Source organism: Pseudomonas sp. RIT409 (assembly GCF_003052515.2).
Lineage (GTDB): Bacteria > Pseudomonadota > Gammaproteobacteria > Pseudomonadales > Pseudomonadaceae > Aquipseudomonas.
Map to the genome: position 1 here is coordinate 1 of NZ_QARE02000039.1, position 20,951 is coordinate 20,951.

General features: G+C 63.9%; 4 protein-coding genes. All 4 read right to left on the minus strand.

From position 1 onward, the window contains the following. Positions 1-282: 282 nt before the first annotated feature. Positions 283-2,481 carry a TonB-dependent siderophore receptor gene (locus DBP26_RS26315; RefSeq protein WP_256602132.1) on the minus strand — a complete coding sequence of 733 codons (2,199 nt, stop codon included), beginning with the start codon at positions 2,479-2,481 and terminating at the stop codon, positions 283-285. Positions 2,482-2,656: 175 nt separating this feature from the next. Beyond that, positions 2,657-4,066, minus strand: a complete 1,410-nt coding sequence (locus DBP26_RS26320; RefSeq protein WP_108240620.1) for an aspartate aminotransferase family protein — start codon at positions 4,064-4,066, stop codon at positions 2,657-2,659. Next, entirely contained in the window at positions 4,059-20,210 is a 16,152-nt protein-coding gene (locus DBP26_RS26325) for a non-ribosomal peptide synthase/polyketide synthase (RefSeq protein ID WP_256604732.1), read from the minus strand. Before DBP26_RS26325 ends, DBP26_RS26320 begins: the two co-directional genes overlap by 8 nt. Beyond that, a partial coding sequence (locus tag DBP26_RS26330; RefSeq protein ID WP_146752962.1) for a phosphopantetheine-binding protein occupies positions 20,210-20,951 on the minus strand: 742 nt, incomplete at its 5' end. The genes DBP26_RS26330 and DBP26_RS26325, both read right to left, overlap by 1 nt.

Consider the following 20,951-nt stretch of genomic DNA (forward strand, 5'->3'; position numbering starts at 1 on the left):
GGTTGAGCGGCCGGGAGCCGCGAGAGCCGCGCGGCCATGGATGGCCGTCCGCGGCGTGCCCACGTAACGGCGCCGGAGGGAAGGAACCCTGACGCAGTCAGGGCCAAACCAGGAGCAAGCGGTTTTCCTCCATTTTTGCCAAGAACAAAATGGAGTCGCCCGTGAAGGGGCGAAACCCAACTCACAGCCCACGCGCCAATGGATCTGTCCCCGATCTCAGCCGCGCCCATAACCAGGCCATACGGGTCCCGAAACCGAGGGCTCATCCATAACACCCACCGCTTACCAGCGGAACGCCACCGTACCCAGCACCGTGCGCTCTTCGCCCCAATAGCAACGACCTGCGTTATTGCACCCGCTGACATACTCCTTGTCGAACAGGTTCTTCGCATTCACGTCCACCGACCAATGCTTGTCGAAGTCATAACCGACCAACGCATCAACCAACGTCACATCGCCGGTCTTCAACTTGCCGTACAACGTGGGCGAGGTGTACGCGAACGTATTGTCGAAGTACCGCACCCCCCCGCCCAGACGGAAACCACTCAGTGGGCCGTCAAGGAAGCGGTACGTTGCCCAGCCCGACGCCTGGTTACGCGGAATACCAGTCAACTGGTGGTCTTCGAACAGCGAGCCCGGCGCGTCTTTGGTCACCCGTGCATCGGTGTAGGTGTACGAAGCGGTCAGACTGAGGTTGCGGGTGATGTCGCTGTTGGCTTCCAGCTCGATACCCTTGGACTTGCTTTCCCCCACCTGCTGACTGAAGCCATTGGCCCCGGCCACGACGTCGTGGGTCTTGGTCAGCTCGAACACCGCGGCAGTGAAGGTGGTGTTCCAACCTTGCGGCTCGATCTTCACGCCCGCCTCATACTGGTGGCTGAGGATCGGATCAAGCAGATCGCCGTTCGGTTGGGAAGACTGCTGCACCGGGGTGAACGCCGTCGAGTAGCTGACGTATGGCGAGATACCGTTCTCGAATTGATACATCAGGCCGGTCTGCCAGCTGAAGCGATGGTCCCAGCCGTCCAGGTCAGCCACGCCACTGGTGGTGCCCGCACGGTTGCGGTATTTGCTGTTGACGAAGTCCTGACGACCGCCCAGCAGGAAGATCCAGTTCTCGTACTTGCTCTGCAACTGGCTGTAGAGGCCGTACATCTGTTGGTCGAGCTGCGAGTTCTGAACCGTGAACGGCGTGGTCGGTTTCGCCGCCGGGAAGACCGGGTTGAACACGTTGTACGTGCCGCTGAAGCCTGCTGCCCAGTCCTGGTTGAACGAGGTGCGGTCATAGCTGGCGCCCAGCAGCACGGTGTTGTCCAGCGCACCGGAGGTGAAGTGACCTTCGAACTGGTTGTCCACCGAGTAGGCGATGGATTTGTTGTCGCGGTCGTAGTAGGTGGCGGTCAGGTTGCTGCCGAAGCCGCCGTTGTTCAGGTTGTTCGGCCAGGTCTCATGGCGATCCAGCCGCGATTCCATGTAGCGCGAGTTCTGGCGGAACTGCCAGTTTTCGTTCAACTGATGGCTGAACTCGTAGCCCAGGGTCCAGGTTTCACGCTCGAAGTCGTCCCAGTTCGGATTGCCGTTGAACTGGCTTTTGCCGATCTTGCCGTTCGGGTTGTTCAATAGTGTCCCCGCCGCCGGATAGCCCAACAGAAACTTGGTGCGGTCACGCTGGTAGGAAGACAGCAGGGTCAGCGAGGTGTCTTCGTCGAAGTTGAAGGTCATCGACGGGGCGATGTAGAGGCGGTCGTCCGGCACGCTGTCGACCTGGGTGTCGGCGTTGCGACCGAGCATCACCACGCGACCGAGAATGCGGTTGTCGTCGGTCAGCGGCCCGGAGACGTCCAGCCCCAGTTGGCGGCGGTTGTTGCTGCCGTAGGTGAACTTGGCCTCGCCCTGCGCGGTTTCGGTGGGGCGCTTGCTGACCAGGTTGACCAGCCCTCCCGGTGCGTTTTCGCCGTACAGGATCGAGCTCGGGCCACGGAACACTTCGGTGCGCTCCAGGCCATAGGGTTCGGTGGTGGTGTCGTAGCGGTTGCCCTGCAGACGCAAGCCGTCTTTGAGCAGGCCGTAGCCATAGTCGGTGGCGTTGAAGCCGCGAATCGAAAACAGGTCACCGGCGATGCCGTCACCGACCGCAAAAGGCGGCGCGAAGATGCCTGGGACATAGCCAAGCACGTCAGTCAGGGTTTGCGACGCCTGGTCCTGCATCCGCTGGCGTGTCACCACGGATACCGAGCGAGGCGTTTCCGCCAACGGCGTGCTGGTCTTGGTGCCCGCTGTGCTGTTCTTGGCCTGGTAGCCGATGTCCGTTTCCGCCACCGGCGCTTCGCCGGACACCACCGAATTCTGCAGTTGGATTGCGGCGCCCTTGGCCGGTTGCGCCGGAGCATCCGCTGCCCAGGCGGTGCCATGGCAAGCCACCGTTGCAACCAGCGCTGCCAAGGCTTTCACCTTGAATTGAGCCATATTGTTGCTGACCATCCGAACTCCCCCTCCCTTGAAAAACATGGGGCCCCAGCCCCCGAAAGTGACCACTTTTGTCAAAAAGCGTGAAAATGTAACAGAGAATATTTCTCATTACCATTGGTATTCTGAATAACAGCAAAGTGCCATCCATGGCTGACTCCGAATGGCCGTAAACGGCCCCGCGAATGGGTTAGTGCTGGTTGATCGCTGCGCCCACCGCAGCGCCGAATATCTCGGCGATCTGGTCGATCTGTGCCGCCGTCACGATGAGCGGAGGGAGGAAGCGGATAACGCTGGAGTGACGCCCGCCGACCTCGATGATCAGGCCCCGTTGCAGGCATTGGCGTTGAATGCGCGAGGCCAGTTCACCGTTTTGTGGAAACCGACCCAAGGCATCCGGGCGCCCTTCGGGATCGACCATTTCCACACCGAGCATCAGCCCCATGCCACGCACATCGCCCATGTGCGGGCAGTCCCGCTGCAAGGCGCGCAAGTGACCGCTCAGGCGCTCGCCCATGGCAGCGGCGTGCTGGTCCAACTGCTGTTCGCGGACGATACGCAGCGTGGTGGCACCGGCCGCCATCGCCAATTGGTTGCCGCGGAAAGTGCCGGCGTGGGAGCCCGGTTTCCAGAGGTCCAACGCTTTGTTGTAGACCACCACCGCCATGGGCTGGCTGCCGCCAATGGCCTTGGACAGCACCAGCACATCCGGCACGATACCGGCGTGCTGGAAGGCGAACGGCTTACCCGTACGCGCAACGCCGCACTGGATTTCGTCGAGGATAAGCGGCACGCCGGCCTCGCGAGTGATGCGGCGGATTTCACGCAACCAGTGGGCCGAGGCAGGGACGACCCCACCCTCCCCCTGCAGCGTTTCCAGAATCATGCCGGCCGGTGGCAACACGCCGCTTTCCGGGTCGGTGAGCTGGTTCTCGATGTAATGCAGGCCGATGCGCTCGCCCGCTTCGCCACCGACCCCGAACGGGCAACGGTAGTCATACGGGAACGGCAAAAATTGGGCGTTGGAGGCCAGTCCGTCCAAGTAGCTTTTGGGCCCCAGATTTCCCATCAGGCCCAGCGCACCTTGGGTCATGCCGTGGTAGGCCCCATGGAAGGCCATGAGGTTGCTGCGCCCGGTGGCGGTGCGTACCAGTTTCAATGCCGCTTCCACCGCATCGGTGCCCGCCGGGCCACAGAACTGAATCCGCGCGTCCCTGGCGAACTCGGGCGGCAACAGCGCGAACAATTCATCGATGAACGCGTCCTTCGCTTCGGTCATCAGGTCCAGCGTGTGCAAAGGGCGCTGTCCGTCGAGCAAGCTGCGCATCGACTGCACCACCTCGGGGTGGTTATGCCCTAGCGCCAGGGTGCCGGCCCCTGCCAGGCAATCGATGAACCAGCGTCCCTCGCTGTCCTGCACATGAATGCCCTGGGCCCGCTTGAGCTCCAGCGGAATGCGCCGCGGGTAACTGCGTGCGTTGGACTCCACGGACGCCTGCCGCTCCAGCCGCGGCGTGGGCGTGAACCGATAGTGGGCGTTGGCCAGCGCGGCTTCCGGGTTGAGCTCGGTAATCGACGTCACGTTATGGGGGCTATGCATATTCCTGCTCCTGGAAATCTTCTGACTGAGGGCGTTCGTTGACTTGCGCGAGGGCCTCGGCAAGTTGAGTGATGAACAGCTGATCACGGACGATCGAGAGGTGGTCGGCATCGATCCAGGCCGAAACCTGCAAGCGCCCACCCGTGCCCTGCTCCAGTAGAGCCGGTGCGTTTTCGTTATTTTCCGGGGACCGCTCCGCCCACCAGGCGTACACCGGCACGCTGAGGGTGGGGATGTCCCGGTATTGGTTGGCCAATTGGCGCATGTGCCGCTCGACGCCCAGCAACTGTTGCCAGTGCTCGTCGCCTTCTTCTGAATCTGCATCGGGCTGAGGTCCCGGCGCGTTGTCCGGCACCGGAGGACGGGGCTGACCGGCACCCGGCACGTAGCCGTCGATCAGGCCGACAAACGCCACACGCTTGCCCAGACGGGTCAGCAAACGGGCCATTTCCAGCACCAGGGTGCCGCCCATGGACCAGCCGATCAGGCGGTACGTCCCCGCGGTTTGGTGCTCCAGCAGCGCCTTGACGTAATCCCGGGCCATCTGCTCGATGGACGTGTCGCGCCACTGACCGTCCAGCACCTGACGGTTCTGAATGCCCCACAGGTCCCACTGCGTCGATAACCGGCGCGCAAGGGCGTAGTAACCCACCACCGTGCCGCTGACCGGGTGCACGCAGAACACTGTCGGTTTGTCGCTGGCGCCTGTGCTCAGGCGAATCAATGGATTCGGCGCCCCCCGTCGACCAGAGACCGACGGTGTCACCGTTGTGGACCGGGCCGACGGCAGGCTCTCCAGCAGCTCGATCAACGCGGCGCGGTAGGCCGCTTGCAGGCGTTCGATGGTCGAGCGCTGGTAGCGCTGGCCGCTGTAACGGAAGGTCAGGCCCAATTGCCCGGCGAAGATCTGGCCGTTGATTTCCAGTTCGCGGTTGAGTGGGGTGGACGGATCCACCAGCGCACCCGCAGGCACCTTCGACGGCGCGAAACGCCCATCCCCCATATCCTGATCGAACTGACCGAGGTAGTTGAACACCACTTTCGGCTCTGGCAGCGCAGCCAGTTGCTCGCGCACCCGCTCATGGCCCAGGTAACGCAGCAGACCGAAACCGACGCCCTTGTCGGGCAAACCACGCACCACGGCACGCACCTGTTCGACGGTCTGATTGATGTCGCTCGCTGCCTCGACTCGTACCGGGAACAGGCTGGTGAACCAGCCCACGGTGCGGCCAACGTCCAGACCTTCAGCCAACGCCTCGCGGCCATGACCTTCCAGCGCCACCAGGTTGTTGGCCTGACCCGTCCAGCCACGGAGGGCCTGAGCCAGCGCCGCCAGCAAGATTTCATCCATACGGGCATTCAGGGCGGCAGGGGCTTCACGCAGCAGGCGATGGGTCAGGTCGGCGTCCAGCAGCAGCTCGCACTGGTCCAGGTCCTGCTGGGTCGCGCGGCCCTGCGCGTTGTCCACCGGCCAAGTGCCCGCTTCTTGCCCGATCAGCGTCAGCCACTGCGACACTTCGGCTTCTCGTTCAGGGGCCTGCGTGGCCTGCACCCAATGTTGTGCCCAACGTTGATAGCTGCTGGATTTCGGCCCCAGGTTCACCGGGGTCTCCGATGTCAGCTGCGTGTAGGCCCGGGACAGGTCTTCCAGCAAGACGCGCCAGGAGACACCGTCCACCACCAAGTGATGCGCCACCAGCAACAGGCGCTGGCGCTGATTGCCAGCCATCTGCGCCAGCACCACTCGCAGCAGCGGGCCGTTTTCCAGATCGAGGCTGCGTTGGGCCTGCTCGCAGAGGTCAGTCAGCGCATGGTCATCAGCAACTTCGCGAACCCACAGGGCATCGGGCGCGGGTGTTTCGCGATAGACCTGCTCCCAACCCTGCTCGCCTCGGAAGCGGAAGCTCAGGTTCAGACCGTCGTGATGACGCAATACAGCGTCCAGCGCCCGTGCCAGAAGCGGCGCCTCGACCGGGCGCTGCACCTCCAGCAACAACGCCTGGTTGAAGTGCGCACGGTTTGCCATCGGCTGGTCGAAGAAATGCGCCTGAATCGGGGTCAGCGCCACCGCGCCGCGAGGCGTGTCTTCGATCACTTCTGCACTGGCCTCGACCTCGGTCAGGCGCAACGCGAGGTCCTTCAGCCGAGGGTGGCTGAAGACGTCCTTGGGCAGCAGTTTCAGGCCGACCTGACGCAAGCGGGTGATCACGGCCAACGACTGAATCGAATCGCCGCCCAGCTCGAAAAAGCTGTCGCGACGGCTGACGCCTTGGATGCCCAGCAGTTGCTGCCAGACCTCGGCCAACTGCGCTTCGCGCTCACCTTGCGGCGCTTCGAACGTCTGATGGCCGACGTGCGGATCAGGCAACGCGTTGCGGTCCAGTTTACCGTTGGGCAACTGCGGCAGGCGCTCCATCACCATGATATGCGCAGGCACCATGTACTCCGGCAACGTGTTGCCCAGTTGTTGCTTGAGGCTGTCTTCGTTGAGGCCGCTGCCCTTGACATCGCCGCCGACATAACCCAGCAGGCGTTTGCCGCTCGGACTGTCACGCACGATGACCAGCGCCTCGCGCACGCCTTCACAGCCTTTCAGCGCCGCTTCGATCTCCCCGGCCTCGATGCGGAAGCCACGAATCTTGATCTGGTGGTCGATACGGCCCAGGTATTCCAGCAGGCCCTCGCTGTTCAACCGCACGCGGTCGCCGCTGCGGTAGAGGCGTTCGCCCGGACGGAACGGGTGCGGCAGGAAACGCTCGGCGGTGGCGCCCGGACGGTCCAGGTAACCCCGTGCCACGGCGCCACCGAGGTACAGTTCACCGGCCAGCCCTTGCGGCAGCGGGTTCAAATCAGCGTCCATCACGTAACCCTGGCGATCACCGACCAGATCGCCAATTGGGGCGTAAGCAGTGGTGAAGTCAGCGGTCTCCGCCGAAGCCAGCCACAGGGTCGGCGTGACCACGGTTTCGGTCGGGCCGTAACCGTTGATGATCCACAGCGGCTGCAAGTTGCGGATCACGTCGTGCAGCATTTCGCGGCTGAAGGCTTCCCCGGCGAAGCAGTAGGTTTTCACCCCCGGCCCCTTCCCTTGCAAGCCCGCCCAGTCGGACAACTGGCGCAGGTAGCTCGGCGGGAAGGATGCGACAGTGATGCCCTCGCGGATCAACGTGTCGTAGGTCTGCTCGACGCTCCACAGCTCCTGATCGCGCAACACCACACGAGCGCCGTAGCACAGCGGCATCATCCAGCCTTCGTGGGCGCCGTCGAAGCTGATCGACAGGAAATGGAACTTGCGATCTTCCGGGGTGAAGCGGTAGCGCTCGCCGATGGTCTGGATGTGCATCGAAATATCGCCATGGGCAATGGCCGCGCCTTTGGGCTTGCCGGTCGAACCCGAGGTGTAGATCAGATAGGCCAGTTGCTGCGGATGGATCACCACATTCGGTGCTGTGACCGGTTCGTTGGACACATCGAGCCGATCCAGATTGAGCAGCGGCACGTCACCCACCGGCACGCGATTCAACGCCGCGTCGTGGGAGATCAGCAGCTTCACCCCGCCGTCTTCCAGCATGTAGCGCAGGCGTTCGGTCGGGTAATCCGGGTCCAGCGGAATGTACGCACCACCGGCTTTCAACACCGCCATGAATGACAGCCACAAATCGACGCCACGTTCCATGGCAATCGCCACCCGCACCTCGGTGCCGATGCCACGGGCGCGCAATGCATGAGCGAGTTGGTTGGCGCGCCGGTCGAACTCGGCGAAGGTCAGGTGCTGTTCGCCATGCACCAGGGCAATCGCCTCCGGGCGCAGGCGGGCGTGATCGGCGATCAGTTCGTGAATCGGGCGATCCACATACGGCGAGAATGGTGGCGTATTCCACCGATCCAGCGCCGCCAGATCGGCCTCACTGAGCAGCGGCAGGTCGCCAATTGCGGTGTGCGGCTGTGCGCAAACGGCATTCAGCACGGTGAGCAACTGGCCGTACAGGCGCTCCACGGTCGACGCGTCGAACAGGTCGGTGGCGTAGTCGAGGTAGCCGCTGATGCGGCCGTCCTGATGTTCGAACGTGCCCAGCACCAAATCGAATTGCGCACCCTTGATGTCCCACTGCTGCGCTTCGCAGCTCAGGCCGTCGAATTGCAGCAGCGACATGTCCGGTTGCTGCTGGTGGTTGTAGCTGACCTGGAACAACGGGTTGACGCTCAGGCTGCGCGCCGGTTGCAGCGCCTCCACCAACTGTTCGAACGGCAGGTCCTGATGGGCATGGGCGCCCAGCAGGTTGTCTTTGACCTGCGCCAGCAATTGGGTGAACGGCTGATCGCCGCTGACCTGCGCACGCAGCACCAGGGTATTGACGAAGAAACCAATCAGCCCTTGGGTTTGCAGCTCGGCACGCCCGGCCACCGGCACGCCGATGCGCAGATCGCGCTGGCCGCTCAGGCGGTACAACAGGGTGTCGAAAGACGCCAGAAACAGCATGAACAGCGTGACGTCTTGCGTTCTCGCCGTCTGCCGCAGTTGGTCAGCCAGCGCCTGGGGCAACACAAACGCATGACGTCCGCCCTGACCGTCACGCTCGGCCGGGCGTGAACGGTCGGCGGGCAGCTCGAGCACCGGGTGCTCATCGCCCAATGCCTCGCGCCACCAGCTCAACTGACGCTCGCGCTCCTTGCCGCTCAGCACCTCACGTTGCCAGATCGCATAGTCGGCGTAGTGCACGCCCAAGCTCGGCAGACTGGCGTTTTCGCCGCTGGAGAAGGCGCGATAGAGGGTGGCGAAGTCTTCCAGCATGACCTGCACCGACCAGCCATCGGAGATGATGTGGTGCATGCACAGCAGCAGCCGCCATTGATCTTCGGCCACTCGTACCAGCGCCACACGCCAGGGTGCGCGCTCGGCGTCGAGGTCGAACGGCTGGTTCATGAAGGCATGGGCCAGTTCGCTGAAATCAGCCTCGACGTTGGCACTGTCGTGCAGGTCATGCCGCACCATCTTCACGCTGCTCACCGGCAGGATGCGTTGCAGCGGAATGCCCTGCTCGCCCGGCTGGAAACAGGTGCGCAGACTTTCGTGGCGGGCCGCCAGCGCGTCAAAGCTGCGCTGCAAGGCGTCGATCTGCAACGCGCCACTCAGTTTGAGCACGCACGGCAGGTTGTAGGCCGCGCTGTCCGGTTCCAGTTGCGCAAGGAACCACAGCCGCTGTTGCGCGAACGACTGCGGCGCAACGTCATGCTCGCCGCGGGGCAACAGCGCGGGCAACGCCGCGCGCTCGGCGCGGGTGCTCAGGTACTGGGCGAGATCGGCCAGCACTGGCGCATCAAACAGAGCGCGTAGCGGCAGTTCCAGTGAGAGATCGCGACGGACCTGCGCCACCAGTTGAATCGCCAGCAGCGAATGCCCGCCGAGTTCGAAGAAATGATCACGACGCCCGACCTGCTCAACGCCGAGCAGGTCTTGCCACAGGGCGGCCAGTTCGCTTTCGACCCCGTCCAAGGGCGCTTCGAAGTCCCGCTGCTGCACCTGGGGCTCGGGCAAGGCCTTGCGGTCCAGTTTGCCGTTGGCCGACAACGGGAATTTGTCCAGCATCACCAGATGCGCCGGTACCATGTAGTCCGGCAGGCGTTGTTTCAGTTGGGTGCGCAGTTGCTCTTCGTCAAACGCCTCGGCAACCAGATAGCCGACCAATTGCATGCCGGTGGCGAGTTGGCGGGCCACGACCACGGCCTCGTTGACCGCAGGGTGATCCAGCAACGCCGATTCGATCTCGCCGATTTCCACCCGCAAGCCGCGCAGTTTGATCTGATGGTCGAGACGGCCCAGGTATTCCACGGCGCCGTCTGCCCGCCAGCGGGCCAGATCGCCCGTGCGGTACAGGCGCTCGCCGTGGCCGAACGGGCTGGCCACGAAGCGCTCGGCGGTCAGGCCGGGGCGTTGATGGTAGCCGCGAGCCAGCCCGGCGCCGCCGATGTACAGCTCGCCCGGCACGCCAATCGGCTGCGGGTTCAAGCGGCTGTCGAGGATGTGGATTTGCAGGTTGGCAATCGGACGACCAATCGGCACCGACGCACCTGGCTCATTGACGCACGTCCAGTGGGTGACGTCGATGGCGGCTTCAGTCGGGCCATAGAGGTTGAACAGCCCGGCGTTCGGCAGGCGCTGCAAGGTGTCCCGTGCAAGGTCCGCAGGCAGGGCTTCGCCAGAGCAGACGATGCGTTTCAGCGAAGCACAGCCGGCCATATCGTCCTGGGCCATGAACGCAGCGAGCATCGACGGCACGAAGTGCAGCGTGGTGATCTGCTGATCAGTGATCAAGGCCCTGAGCAAGGCCGGATCGCGATGATCGCCCGGCTGGGCCATGACCAGACGCGCCCCCACCATCAGCGGCCAGAAGAACTCCCACACCGAGACGTCAAAGCTGAACGGCGTTTTTTGCAGCACGGCGTCGGTGGCATCGAGTTGATAGGCGTCCTGCATCCACGCCAAACGGTTGAACAGCGCGGCGTGGGTGTTGCCTGCGCCTTTTGGCTTCCCGGTGGAACCGGAGGTGTAGATCATGTAGGCCAGTTGTTCAGGATGAATCTCCACAACCGGCGCGGTGACGGGCTGATCGTCCAATGCCAGACGGTCCAGGTTCAGCACCTGCAAGCCTTCGATCACAGGCAGGTCGTCGATTACTGGATCGTGACTCAACAGCAAACCAATCCCGGCGTCCTCCAGCATGTAGCGCAAGCGGTCCACCGGGTATTCCGGGTCCAGCGGCACGTACGCGGCGCCCGCTTTCACCACGGCGTACAGCGCGATGACCATTTCCAAGGAACGCAAGGTGGCAACACCCACCAGCGATTCACGGCCCACGCCTTGCGCACGCAGGTAATGCGCGAGTTGGTTGGCACGCTGATCCAGTTGCTGATAGCTCAGCACCTGATCGCCACAGCGCAACGCTTCACGCTCAGGGTGTAAAGCGGTCAGGCGCTCGAAATGGCGATGCACGATGGGCGTTTCACCGGCCCAGTCGTGGGCCGTGTCATTGACCAAGGCCAACTGCGCACGGTCCTTCACATCCAGCACGTCGAAGTCGCCAATCGCCGCGTCGGGCTGCTCCAGCAAATGCGCGAACAATTGCACGAAGCGGCCATGCAGGCGCTCGATGCTGCGGTGGTCGAACAGATCGGTGGCGTAATTCCACGACCCACCCCATGCGCCGTTGGCGTCTTCATGGGTGTTCAGCGCCAGGTCGAACTGGCTGCTGCCATCGTCCAGCGGCAGAATTTCAGCCTCTACGCCAGGCAATACAAGCTGGTCGAATGCGCGTTGCTGATGGTCGTACGCCACCTGGAACAGCGGGTTGTGGCTCAGGCTGCGCTCAGGTTGCAGCGCCTCGACCAGTTGCTCGAACGGCAAGTCCTGGTGGGCCTGGGCGCCAAGGGTCCGGGCTTTGACTTGCTCCAGCACTTCTCGGAAGGTCTGCTGTGCCGAGACTTCGGCCCGCACGACTTGCGTGCTGACGAAGAAGCCAATCAAACCCTCCACTTCCAGTCGCGAACGCCCGGCAATCGGCACGCCAATGCGCAGATCGTTCTGCCCACTCAGGCGATGCAGCAGCACCTGATACGCCGCAAGCACGGCCATGAACGGCGTGACACCCTGAGCCTTGGCGAACGCCCGCAGGCGCTCGCTGAACGCGGTGTCGAAGGCAAACAACAGGCGATCACCCTGGTAGCTTTGCTGCGCCGGACGCGGACGGTCGGTCGGCAGTTCCAGCACCGGATGGTCGTCACCCAATTCCTCGCGCCAATAGCGCAGTTGCCGCTGGGCTTCCCCCGCTGCCAGCCAGTCGCGCTGCCAGGCGGCGAAGTCGGCGTACTGCACCGGCAACTCGACCAGTCGCGCAGCACGGCTTTCGACCGCTGCGGCGTACAGCTCGCTGAACTCCTGCAGCAGCACGCCAACCGACCAGCCGTCCGAAATCATGTGGTGCAGGCACAGCAGCAGGCGCTGTTCGTTTGCCGTCACACGCACCAGCGCCACGCGCCAAACCGGGCTGTGGGCCAGGTTGAACGGACGCTGGACGAAGCCTCGCGCCAACCTGTTGAACGCGGCTTCAACGTCGGATTCAGCGCTGATGTCCAGACGTTCGATCTCGACCGAACGCGCAGCCTCGATTTTCTGCAGCGGAATGCCTTCCCCTGCGACGAATCGGGTCCGCAGCACTTCGTGGCGTTGAGTCAGCGCATCGAAGGCGGCCTGCAAGGCCTCTTCATTCAGCTCGCCGATGAAACGCACCGCGCCCGGCAGGTTGTAGGTGTGGCCGCCCGGTTGCAGTTGGTCGAGGAACCACAGACGTTGTTGCGAGTACGATTGGACCGCTTGCGTGGCGTGCCGCGGCGTCAGTTCAAGCTGCTGCGCGGGTGCCTCCAGTTGCGCGACGCGCAGGGCAAAATCCGCCAGACGCGGCGCCTCAAACAGCGCGCGCAGCGGCACGCTGAGGCCGTGCTCATGGCGCAGGCGCGAAATCAGTTGCATCGCCAGCAACGAGTGGCCGCCAAGCTCGAAGAAGTGATCGTTGCGCCCCACCGCGTCGAGGCCCAGCAACGGTTGCCACAGCGCGGCGAGTTGCTGTTCCAGCGCGGTTTGCGGTGCCTGGTAGTCACTGGAACTGACGTGCGGGTCCGGCAGCGAATTGCGGTCCAGCTTGCCGTTGGGCAGTTGTGGCAGGCGCGCCATGACGATGATGTGTGCCGGAATCATGTGTTCCGGGAGGGTCACTTTGAGCTGCTGTTTGATCTGCTCGTCGTTGAGGTCGTTACCGCCGACGTAGCCCAATAGCTGCTTGCCGTTCGCCCCGTCACGCACAATGACCAGCGCCTCACGCACGCCTTCACAGCCTTTCAGCGCCGCCTCGATCTCCCCGGCTTCGATGCGGAAGCCACGAATCTTGATCTGGTGGTCGATACGGCCCAGGTATTCCAGCAGGCCCTCGCTGTTCAACCGTACGCGGTCGCCGCTGCGGTAGAGACGTTCGCCCGGACGGAACGGGTGCGGCAGGAAACGCTCGGCGGTGGCGCCCGGACGGTCCAGGTAACCCCGTGCCACGGCGCCACCGAGGTACAGTTCACCGGCCAGCCCTTGCGGCAGCGGGTTCAAATCAGCGTCCATCACGTAACCCTGGCGATCACCGACCAGATCGCCAATTGGGGCGTAAGCAGTGGTGAAGTCAGCGGTCTCCGCCGAAGCCAGCCACAGGGTCGGCGTGACCACGGTTTCGGTCGGGCCGTAACCGTTGATGATCCACAGCGGCTGCAAGTTGCGGATCACGTCGTGCAGCATTTCGCGGCTGAAGGCTTCCCCGGCGAAGCAGTAGGTTTTCACCCCCGGCCCCTTCCCTTGCAAGCCCGCCCAGTCGGACAACTGGCGCAGGTAGCTCGGCGGGAAGGATGCGACGGTGATGCCCTCGCGGATCAGCGTGTCGTAGGTCTGTTCAACGCTCCACAGCTCCTGATCGCGCAATACCACACGTGCGCCGTAGCACAGCGGCATCATCCAGCCTTCGTGGGCGCCGTCGAAGCTGATCGACAGGAAATGGAACTTGCGATCTTCCGGGGTGAAGCGGTAGCGCTCGCCGATGGTCTGGATGTGCATCGAGATGTCGCCATGGGCGATAGCTGCGCCTTTGGGCTTGCCGGTCGAACCCGAGGTGTAGATCAGATAGGCCAGTTGCTGCGGATGGATCACCACATTCGGCGCTGTGACCGGTTCGTTGGACACATCCAGCTGATCCAGATTGAGCAACGGCACGTCACCCACCGGTACGCGATTCAACGCCGCATCGTGGGAGATCAGCAGCTTCACGCCACCGTCTTCGAGCATGTAGCGCAGGCGTTCGGTCGGGTAATCCGGGTCCAGCGGAATGTACGCACCACCGGCTTTCAACACCGCCATGAACGAAAGCCACAGATCGACACCCCGCTCCATGGCAATCGCCACCCGCACTTCGGTGCCGATGCCTCGGGCGCGCAACGCATGAGCGAGTTGGTTGGCGCGCCGGTCGAACTCGGCGAAAGTCAGGCGTTGTTCGCCATGCACCAGGGCAATCGCCTCCGGGCGCAGGCGGGCATGATCGGCGATCAGTTCGTGAATGGGGCGATCCGCATACGGCGAGAAGGGTGGGCGGTTCCAGGCGTGAATCTCGCAAAGGTCCTGCTCGGTCAGCATCGACAGCTCGCCGATGCGCGCCTCGGGGAAGCGGCAGAGGCCGTCCAGCAGCGCCTGGAAGTGGCCGCACAGGCGTTCGATCTGCCCGGCGCTGAACACGTTGCTGTGGTAGTTGACGTGGATATGGGCATTTTCACCCGCGACCACGGCCAGGCTCAACGGATAGTGCGTCTTGTCGCTCAGTTCGACCGAGCCCAGGTTCACACCTCCAACGTGTTTCTCGCGGAGCACGTCGTCTACCGGGTAGTTTTCGAACACCACCAGGCTGTCGAACAGGTCACGCCCGGCGTGCCCGGCGTAGCGCTGGGCTTCGAACAGCGGCGTGTGTTCGTGTTCGCGCAGCTCCAGGTTGTGGGCTTGCAGGTCGTTTAGCCAGTCGCCGACCTTCTGCTGGGCGTCCGGCGCCTGCACCAGCGGCAAGGTGTTGATGAACAGGCCGAGCATGCGCTCGATGCCCGGCACCTGCGCCGAACGGCCAGATACCGTCGCACCGAAGGCCACGCGTTTCTGCCCGGTGTAGCGCTGCAACAGCAGCACCCACACCGCCTGAATCAAGGTGTTCACGGTCACGCGCTGACGGCGTGCCGCGCTGTTGAGCAGTGCGCTGTCCAGGTCCATCGACTTGACCAGCACTTGCCTCGGCAGCGGCTCGCCAGTGGCTGACAGGGGCGCCGTCAACGCGGTGGCCATCAAAGTCGGCTGCTCGAAACCGGCCAAATGGCGTTGCCAGAAGTTCGCGCTTTGTTCGGCATCGCGGCTCAGCAGCCATTCGACGTAATCGCCGTAATGCCCGGCAGGCATCGGCGCGACGTCCGACATCGCTGCCTGAATCACTTCACCCAGAACCGCCGCACTGCTCCAGCCATCGAGCAGGATGTGGTGGAAGGTCCAGACCAGTTTCCACAAGGTCTCGCTCTGGCGCACCAGCAACACCCGCATCAGCGGCGCGTCGTGCAGGCTGAACGGCGTTTCCCGCTCAGCGGCCAGCACATCGGCCAGGGCTTGATCGCTGTGGCGCAGGTCCAGTTCGCGCACCTGCAACGCCGCATCTCGACGAATCAATTGCACCGGTTGCTGAGTGCCGCTCAGGCGCAGGAACGAGGCGCGCAGGATCGGATGACGCTGCACGGCGGCGGTCCATGCGGCCTTGAAGCGGGCCAGCGGCAGGTGGTCGATGTCCAGCGCAACCTGATTGATGTACAGGTCGCGGGCATCGTCGGCGCCTTGGCTGTCCGCCAGCTCGCTGTGGAACAGCAGGCCCTGTTGCATCGGCGTCAGCGGGTAAAGCTGCTCAATGTCGCGGGCGGCAACCGGCAATGCGTCCAGCTGCGCCTGGGTCACGCTCAGCGACGGGAAGTCCGACGGGGTGACCGCCGACCGGGTACGGCAATGAGCGATGACGGCGTCCAGCGCATCGGCGTAGGCGTCCAGCAGGCGTTGAATGGACGCCGCTTCGTGACGTTCGCCGCTGTAGCTGCAGGTAAGGCTGAACTGGCCGTCACGCACTTGGGCATCGATGGACAACTCGCAGGCCAGGGGTGCATCGGCGGCACGCTGATCGCCGCTGCTTTCGGTCGCCAGGTGAAACAGACCACTGCTGTTCTGCACGCGGCCCATGTAGTTGAACAGCACACAGCCTTCCAGCGCAGGGAGCGCTTCGCCGCGCAGATGGCGCAGCAGGCCGTAGCCCAGCCCGCCATGAGGTACGGCGCGCAGGGTTTCCTTGGTGTGTTTGAGGGCGGTGTCGAGGTCGTCGTCGGCGTACAGGCTGACCGGGTACAGACTGGTGAACCAACCCACGGTGCGCGCCGCATCCAAGCCAGCGAACAGGTCCTCGCGGCCATGGCCTTCCAGTGCGATCAATGCACGGGGTTCGCCGCTCCACTGCTTCAGCGCGCGGGCCAATGCGGTCAGCAGCAGGTCGTTGATCTGGGTGCGGTACGCCGTCGGGGCCTCGTTGAGCAACGCTTGCGTACGTTCGGCATCCACGTGCAACCCCAATTGCTGCACCCCGCCTTGCTGCGATGTGCCTTGAGGGTTGGCGCAAGGCAATGGCGGCGCGACAGGCAGGCTGCGCCAGTAATCGGCTTGCGCCAACACCGCGTCGCTGTAGGCGAAGTCCAGCAGACGGTTGGCCCAACGCTGGAACGAGAGGCCCTTCTCGCCCAGGTCGACAGTCAAACCTGCCTGCGCCTGAACGTAGGCGTTGTGCAGGTCTTCCAGCAGCACGCGCCACGACACCCCGTCCACCACCAGGTGATGCACCACCAGCAGCAGCCGCTCACTGCCGCCTGCCAGCTTGAAGTGCACCGCGCGCAGCAGCGGGCCGTCTGTGAGATCGAGGCTGGCTTGCGCCTCGTTGCAGGCGTGAGTGAGCTGGACCGCGTCGATCTCACGCTGCCACAGCAGGCGATCGGCGCTTTCGTCGGCGCGATAGCGCTGCTGCCAATGGCCGTTGTCCTGCCGCACAAAAGCCATGCGCAGCGCATCATGATGCGTGACCAGCGCCTGTAAGGCCTCCGCCAGTGCGGTGGCTTCCAACGCCTCGGTCGGGGTCAACAGCAACGACTGGTTCCAGTGGCTGCGATAACGCATCGGCTGTTCGAAAAACCAGTGCTGGATCGGCGTCAGCGGGATGTCGCGGTTGAGTTCGATACGCGCCAGCGCGGCGGTTTCATCGCGATTGACCACCTGAGCGACGTGCGCCAGCTCAGCGATGGTCTGGCGCTCGAACATCTGCCGAGGCGACAGTTGAATCCCGCGTTTCTTCGCGCGGGAAATGATTTGCAGGCTGAGGATGGAATCGCCGCCCAGCGCAAAGAAGTTGTCTTGACGACCGACCTGCTCAACGCCGAGCAAGTCTTGCCACAGGGCGGCCAGTTCGCTTTCGACCCCGTCCTGCGGCGCTTCGAAGTCCCGTTGCTGCACCTGCGGTTCAGGCAAGGCCTTGCGGTCCAGCTTGCCGTTGGCCGACAGCGGGAACTTGTCCAGCGTCACCAGATGCGCCGGGACCATGTAGTCCGGCAGGCGCTGTTTCAGTTGGGTGCGCAGTTGCTCTTCGTCAAAGGCCTCGGCAACCAGATAGCCGACCAATTGCATGCCGGTGGCAAGTTGGCGGGCCACGACCACGGCTTCGTTGACCGCAGGGTGATCCAGCAACGCCGATTCGATCTCGCCGATTTCCACCCGCAAACCGCGCAGTTTGATCTGATGGTCGAGGCGGCCCAGGTATTCCACCGCGCCGTCGGCACGCCAGCGGGCCAGATCGCCCGTGCGGTACAGGCGCTCGCCGTGGCCGAACGGGCTGGCCACGAAGCGCTCGGCGGTCAGGCCGGGGCGCTGATGGTAGCCGCGAGCCAGCCCGGCGCCGCCGATGTACAGCTCGCCCGGCACGCCAATCGGCTGCGGGTTCAAGCGGCTGTCGAGGATGTGGATTTGCAGGTTGGCAATCGGACGACCAATTGGCACCGACGCGCCCGGCTCGTTGACGCACGTCCAGTGGGTCACGTCGATGGCCGCTTCGGTCGGGCCGTAGAGGTTGAACAGACCGGCGTTCGGCAGGTGCTGCAAGGTGTCCCGTGCAAGGTCCGCAGGCAGGGCTTCGCCAGAGCAGACGATGCGTTTCAGCGAGGCGCAGCCAGAGAGGTCGTCCTGGGCCATGAACGCAGCGAGCATCGAGGGTACGAAGTGCAGCGTGGTGATCTGCTGATCAGCGATCAAGGCCGTGAGCAAGGCCGGATCGCGATGATCGCCCGGCTGGGCCATGACCAGACGCGCACCCACCATCAGCGGCCAGAAGAACTCCCACACCGAGACGTCGAAACTGAACGGCGTCTTTTGCAACACGGCGTCAGTGGCATCGAGCTGATACACCTCTTGCATCCACGCCAAACGGTTGAACAGCGCAGCGTGGGTGTTGCCAGCGCCTTTCGGTTTCCCGGTGGAACCAGAGGTGTAGATCATGTAGGCCAGTTGCTCGGGATGAATCTCTACAACCGGCGCTGTGACCGGCTGATCATCCAATGCCAGACGGTCCAGGTTCAGCACCTGCAAGCCTTCGACAACAGGCAAGTCATCGATCACCGCGTCATGGCTCAGCAGCAAACCAATCCCGGCGTCTTCCAGCATGTAGCGCAAGCGGTCCACCGGGTATTCCGGGTCCAGCGGCACGTACGCAGCGCCCGCCTTCACTACCGCGTACAAGGCCACGACCATTTCCACGGAGCGCAATGTAGCCACGCCGACCAGTGACTCGCGGTCCACGCCCTGAGCGCGCAGGTAATGCGCGAGTTGGTTAGCACGCTGATCGAGTTGCTGATAGCTCAACACCTGATCGCCACAACGCAGCGCTTCACGCTCCGGATGCAGTGCAGCCAGACGCTCAAAATGGCGATGCACGACCGGCGTTTCAGCCGACCATTCACGACTCGTGTCATTGACCAAGGCCAACTGAGCCCGGTCCTTCACATCCAGCACGTCGAAGTCGCCAATCGCTGCGTCGGGCTGCTCCAGCAATTGGGCGAACAGTTGCACGAAGCGCCCATGCAGGCGCTCGATGCTGCGGTGGTCGAACAGGTCAGTGGCGTAGTTCCAGTTGCCTGCCAGCTCACCGGCGGCGTTTTCCCAGGTGTGCAACGCCAGGTCGAACTGTGCGCTGCCGCTGTCCAGCGGAATGAGGGTCGCGCTCAGGCCGGGCATCAATTGCAGCGCTTCGTCCTGGCGCTGCTGATGGTTATAGAGCACCTGAAACAGCGGGTTATGGCTCAGGCTACGCTCAGGGGCCAGGGCGTCCACCAGTTGCTCGAACGGCAGGTCCTGATGAGCCTGCGCGCCTTGGGAGGTCAAGCGCACGGCGTCGATGATCTGGTTGAAGGTGGCGTCGGCCGTGACCTCGCCACGCAGAATCTGGGTGTTGACGAAGAAGCCAATCAGCCCTTCGGTTTCAGCGCGTTGACGCCCGGCAATCGGCACACCAATGCGCAGGTCGGTCTGGCCGCTGAGGCGCTGCAGCAACACTTGATAGGCAGCGAGCATCACGGTGAACAGCGTCACGCCACGCTGTTTCGCCACCGCGCGCAGGCGCGCAGACAGCGCGTCGTCGAAGCTGAACGGCAGGCGCGCGCCGCGATAGCTCTGTCGTGCAGGGCGCGGGCGGTCGGCGGGCAATTCCAGCACGGGCGGCTCGTCGCCCAGTTGCTGTTTCCAGTACTCCAATTGGCGGTCGCCCTCGCCGGCTTCCAGGCAAGCGCGTTGCCACAGGGCCACATCCGCATAGTTCAGCGGCAGCGCCGGGAGCGGCGAATCATCGCCCTGCAGCGCGGCCCGATAGGCCTGGACGAAGTCCAGCAACAGCACCTGAATCGACCAACCGTCGGCGATGATGTGGTGCAGGCAGACCAGCAACACATGTTCGTCTTCGCTTCGTTTGACCAGCGCCACCCGCCACAGCGGGCCTTGGGCGAGGTCGAACGGGCGACGGGCGAACTCATCGGCCAGGCGTTGCTGCTCAGCGTCATCGGCGGCGCTCAATTGTTCGAACGGCATCGCCTGGGACGCCAGAACCACCTGCTGCGGCGTGCCGTCTTCGGCGCTGTCGAACACCGTGCGCAGGCTGGCATGACGCTCGGCGACACGGGCAAATGCCCGTTGCACGGCGGCCACGTCCAGCGTGCCCTTCAGGCGCAGCGCGCCCGGCAGGTGATAGGTGCTGTTGCCCGGTTCCAACTGCTCAAGGAACCACAGACGCTGCTGAGAAAAAGAGGTCGGACTGCGCTCGCCTGCCACGCCGGAGGGGATCGGCAACGCCGACGCGTCCAGCCCCTGCTCACGCAACTTGCCCAGAAACAGCCGACGCTGCGCCGCGCCGAGGCTGAGGAAGCGGGTGGCCAGTGCCAGCAGCTTGCTGTGCGAAGTCATGCTCGGTTGCGACATCAGTTGCTTTCCTCCAGCTCATTCATTAACTCGTCCAGCGCATCGAGGCGGTCGAGCGTCAGGGTCTGACCCTGCAAGGTGTCGATCAGGGCGGCCTGTGCGGCGACGGTGGTGGCCTCGAAGGCTTGCGCCAACGGAATGCTCACGCCCAGGCGCTCGCGAATCCGCGACAACAGCCGTGTCGCCAGCAGCGAGTGCCCGCCCAGTTCAAAGAAGTTGTCGTCGCGACCGACCCGCTCGACGTTCAGCAGGCTCTGCCAGAGCTCGGCGAGGATTTCCTCGCGCTCGCCCTGTGGCGCTTCGAAATGGCGTACCTGTACGGTTGGCGCAGGCAAGGCCTTGCGGTCCAGCTTGCCGTTGGCGTTGCGCGGCAAGCGCTCCAGCAGCATGACGTGGGCCGGGACCATGAACGCAGGCAGTTCTTGACCCAGCGCGGTCTTGAGCACATCGATGGACAGCGCGTGCTGAGCCTCGGCAACCACATAGGCCACCAATTGCGGGCCGTGCGCGGTGGGTTGCGCGCTGACCACGGCGTCGTGCACCGACGGTTGCGCCAGCAGCACGTTTTCGATTTCGCCCAGCTCGATGCGCTGGCCGCGGATCTTCACCTGGAAGTCGGCACGACCGACGTACTCCAGCGCACCCTCGGCGTTCCAGCGGGCCAGGTCGCCGCTGCGGTACAGGCGTGCGCCCGGCTCGCCAAACGGATCCGGCAGGAAGCGTTCCGCGGTCAGGCCCGGA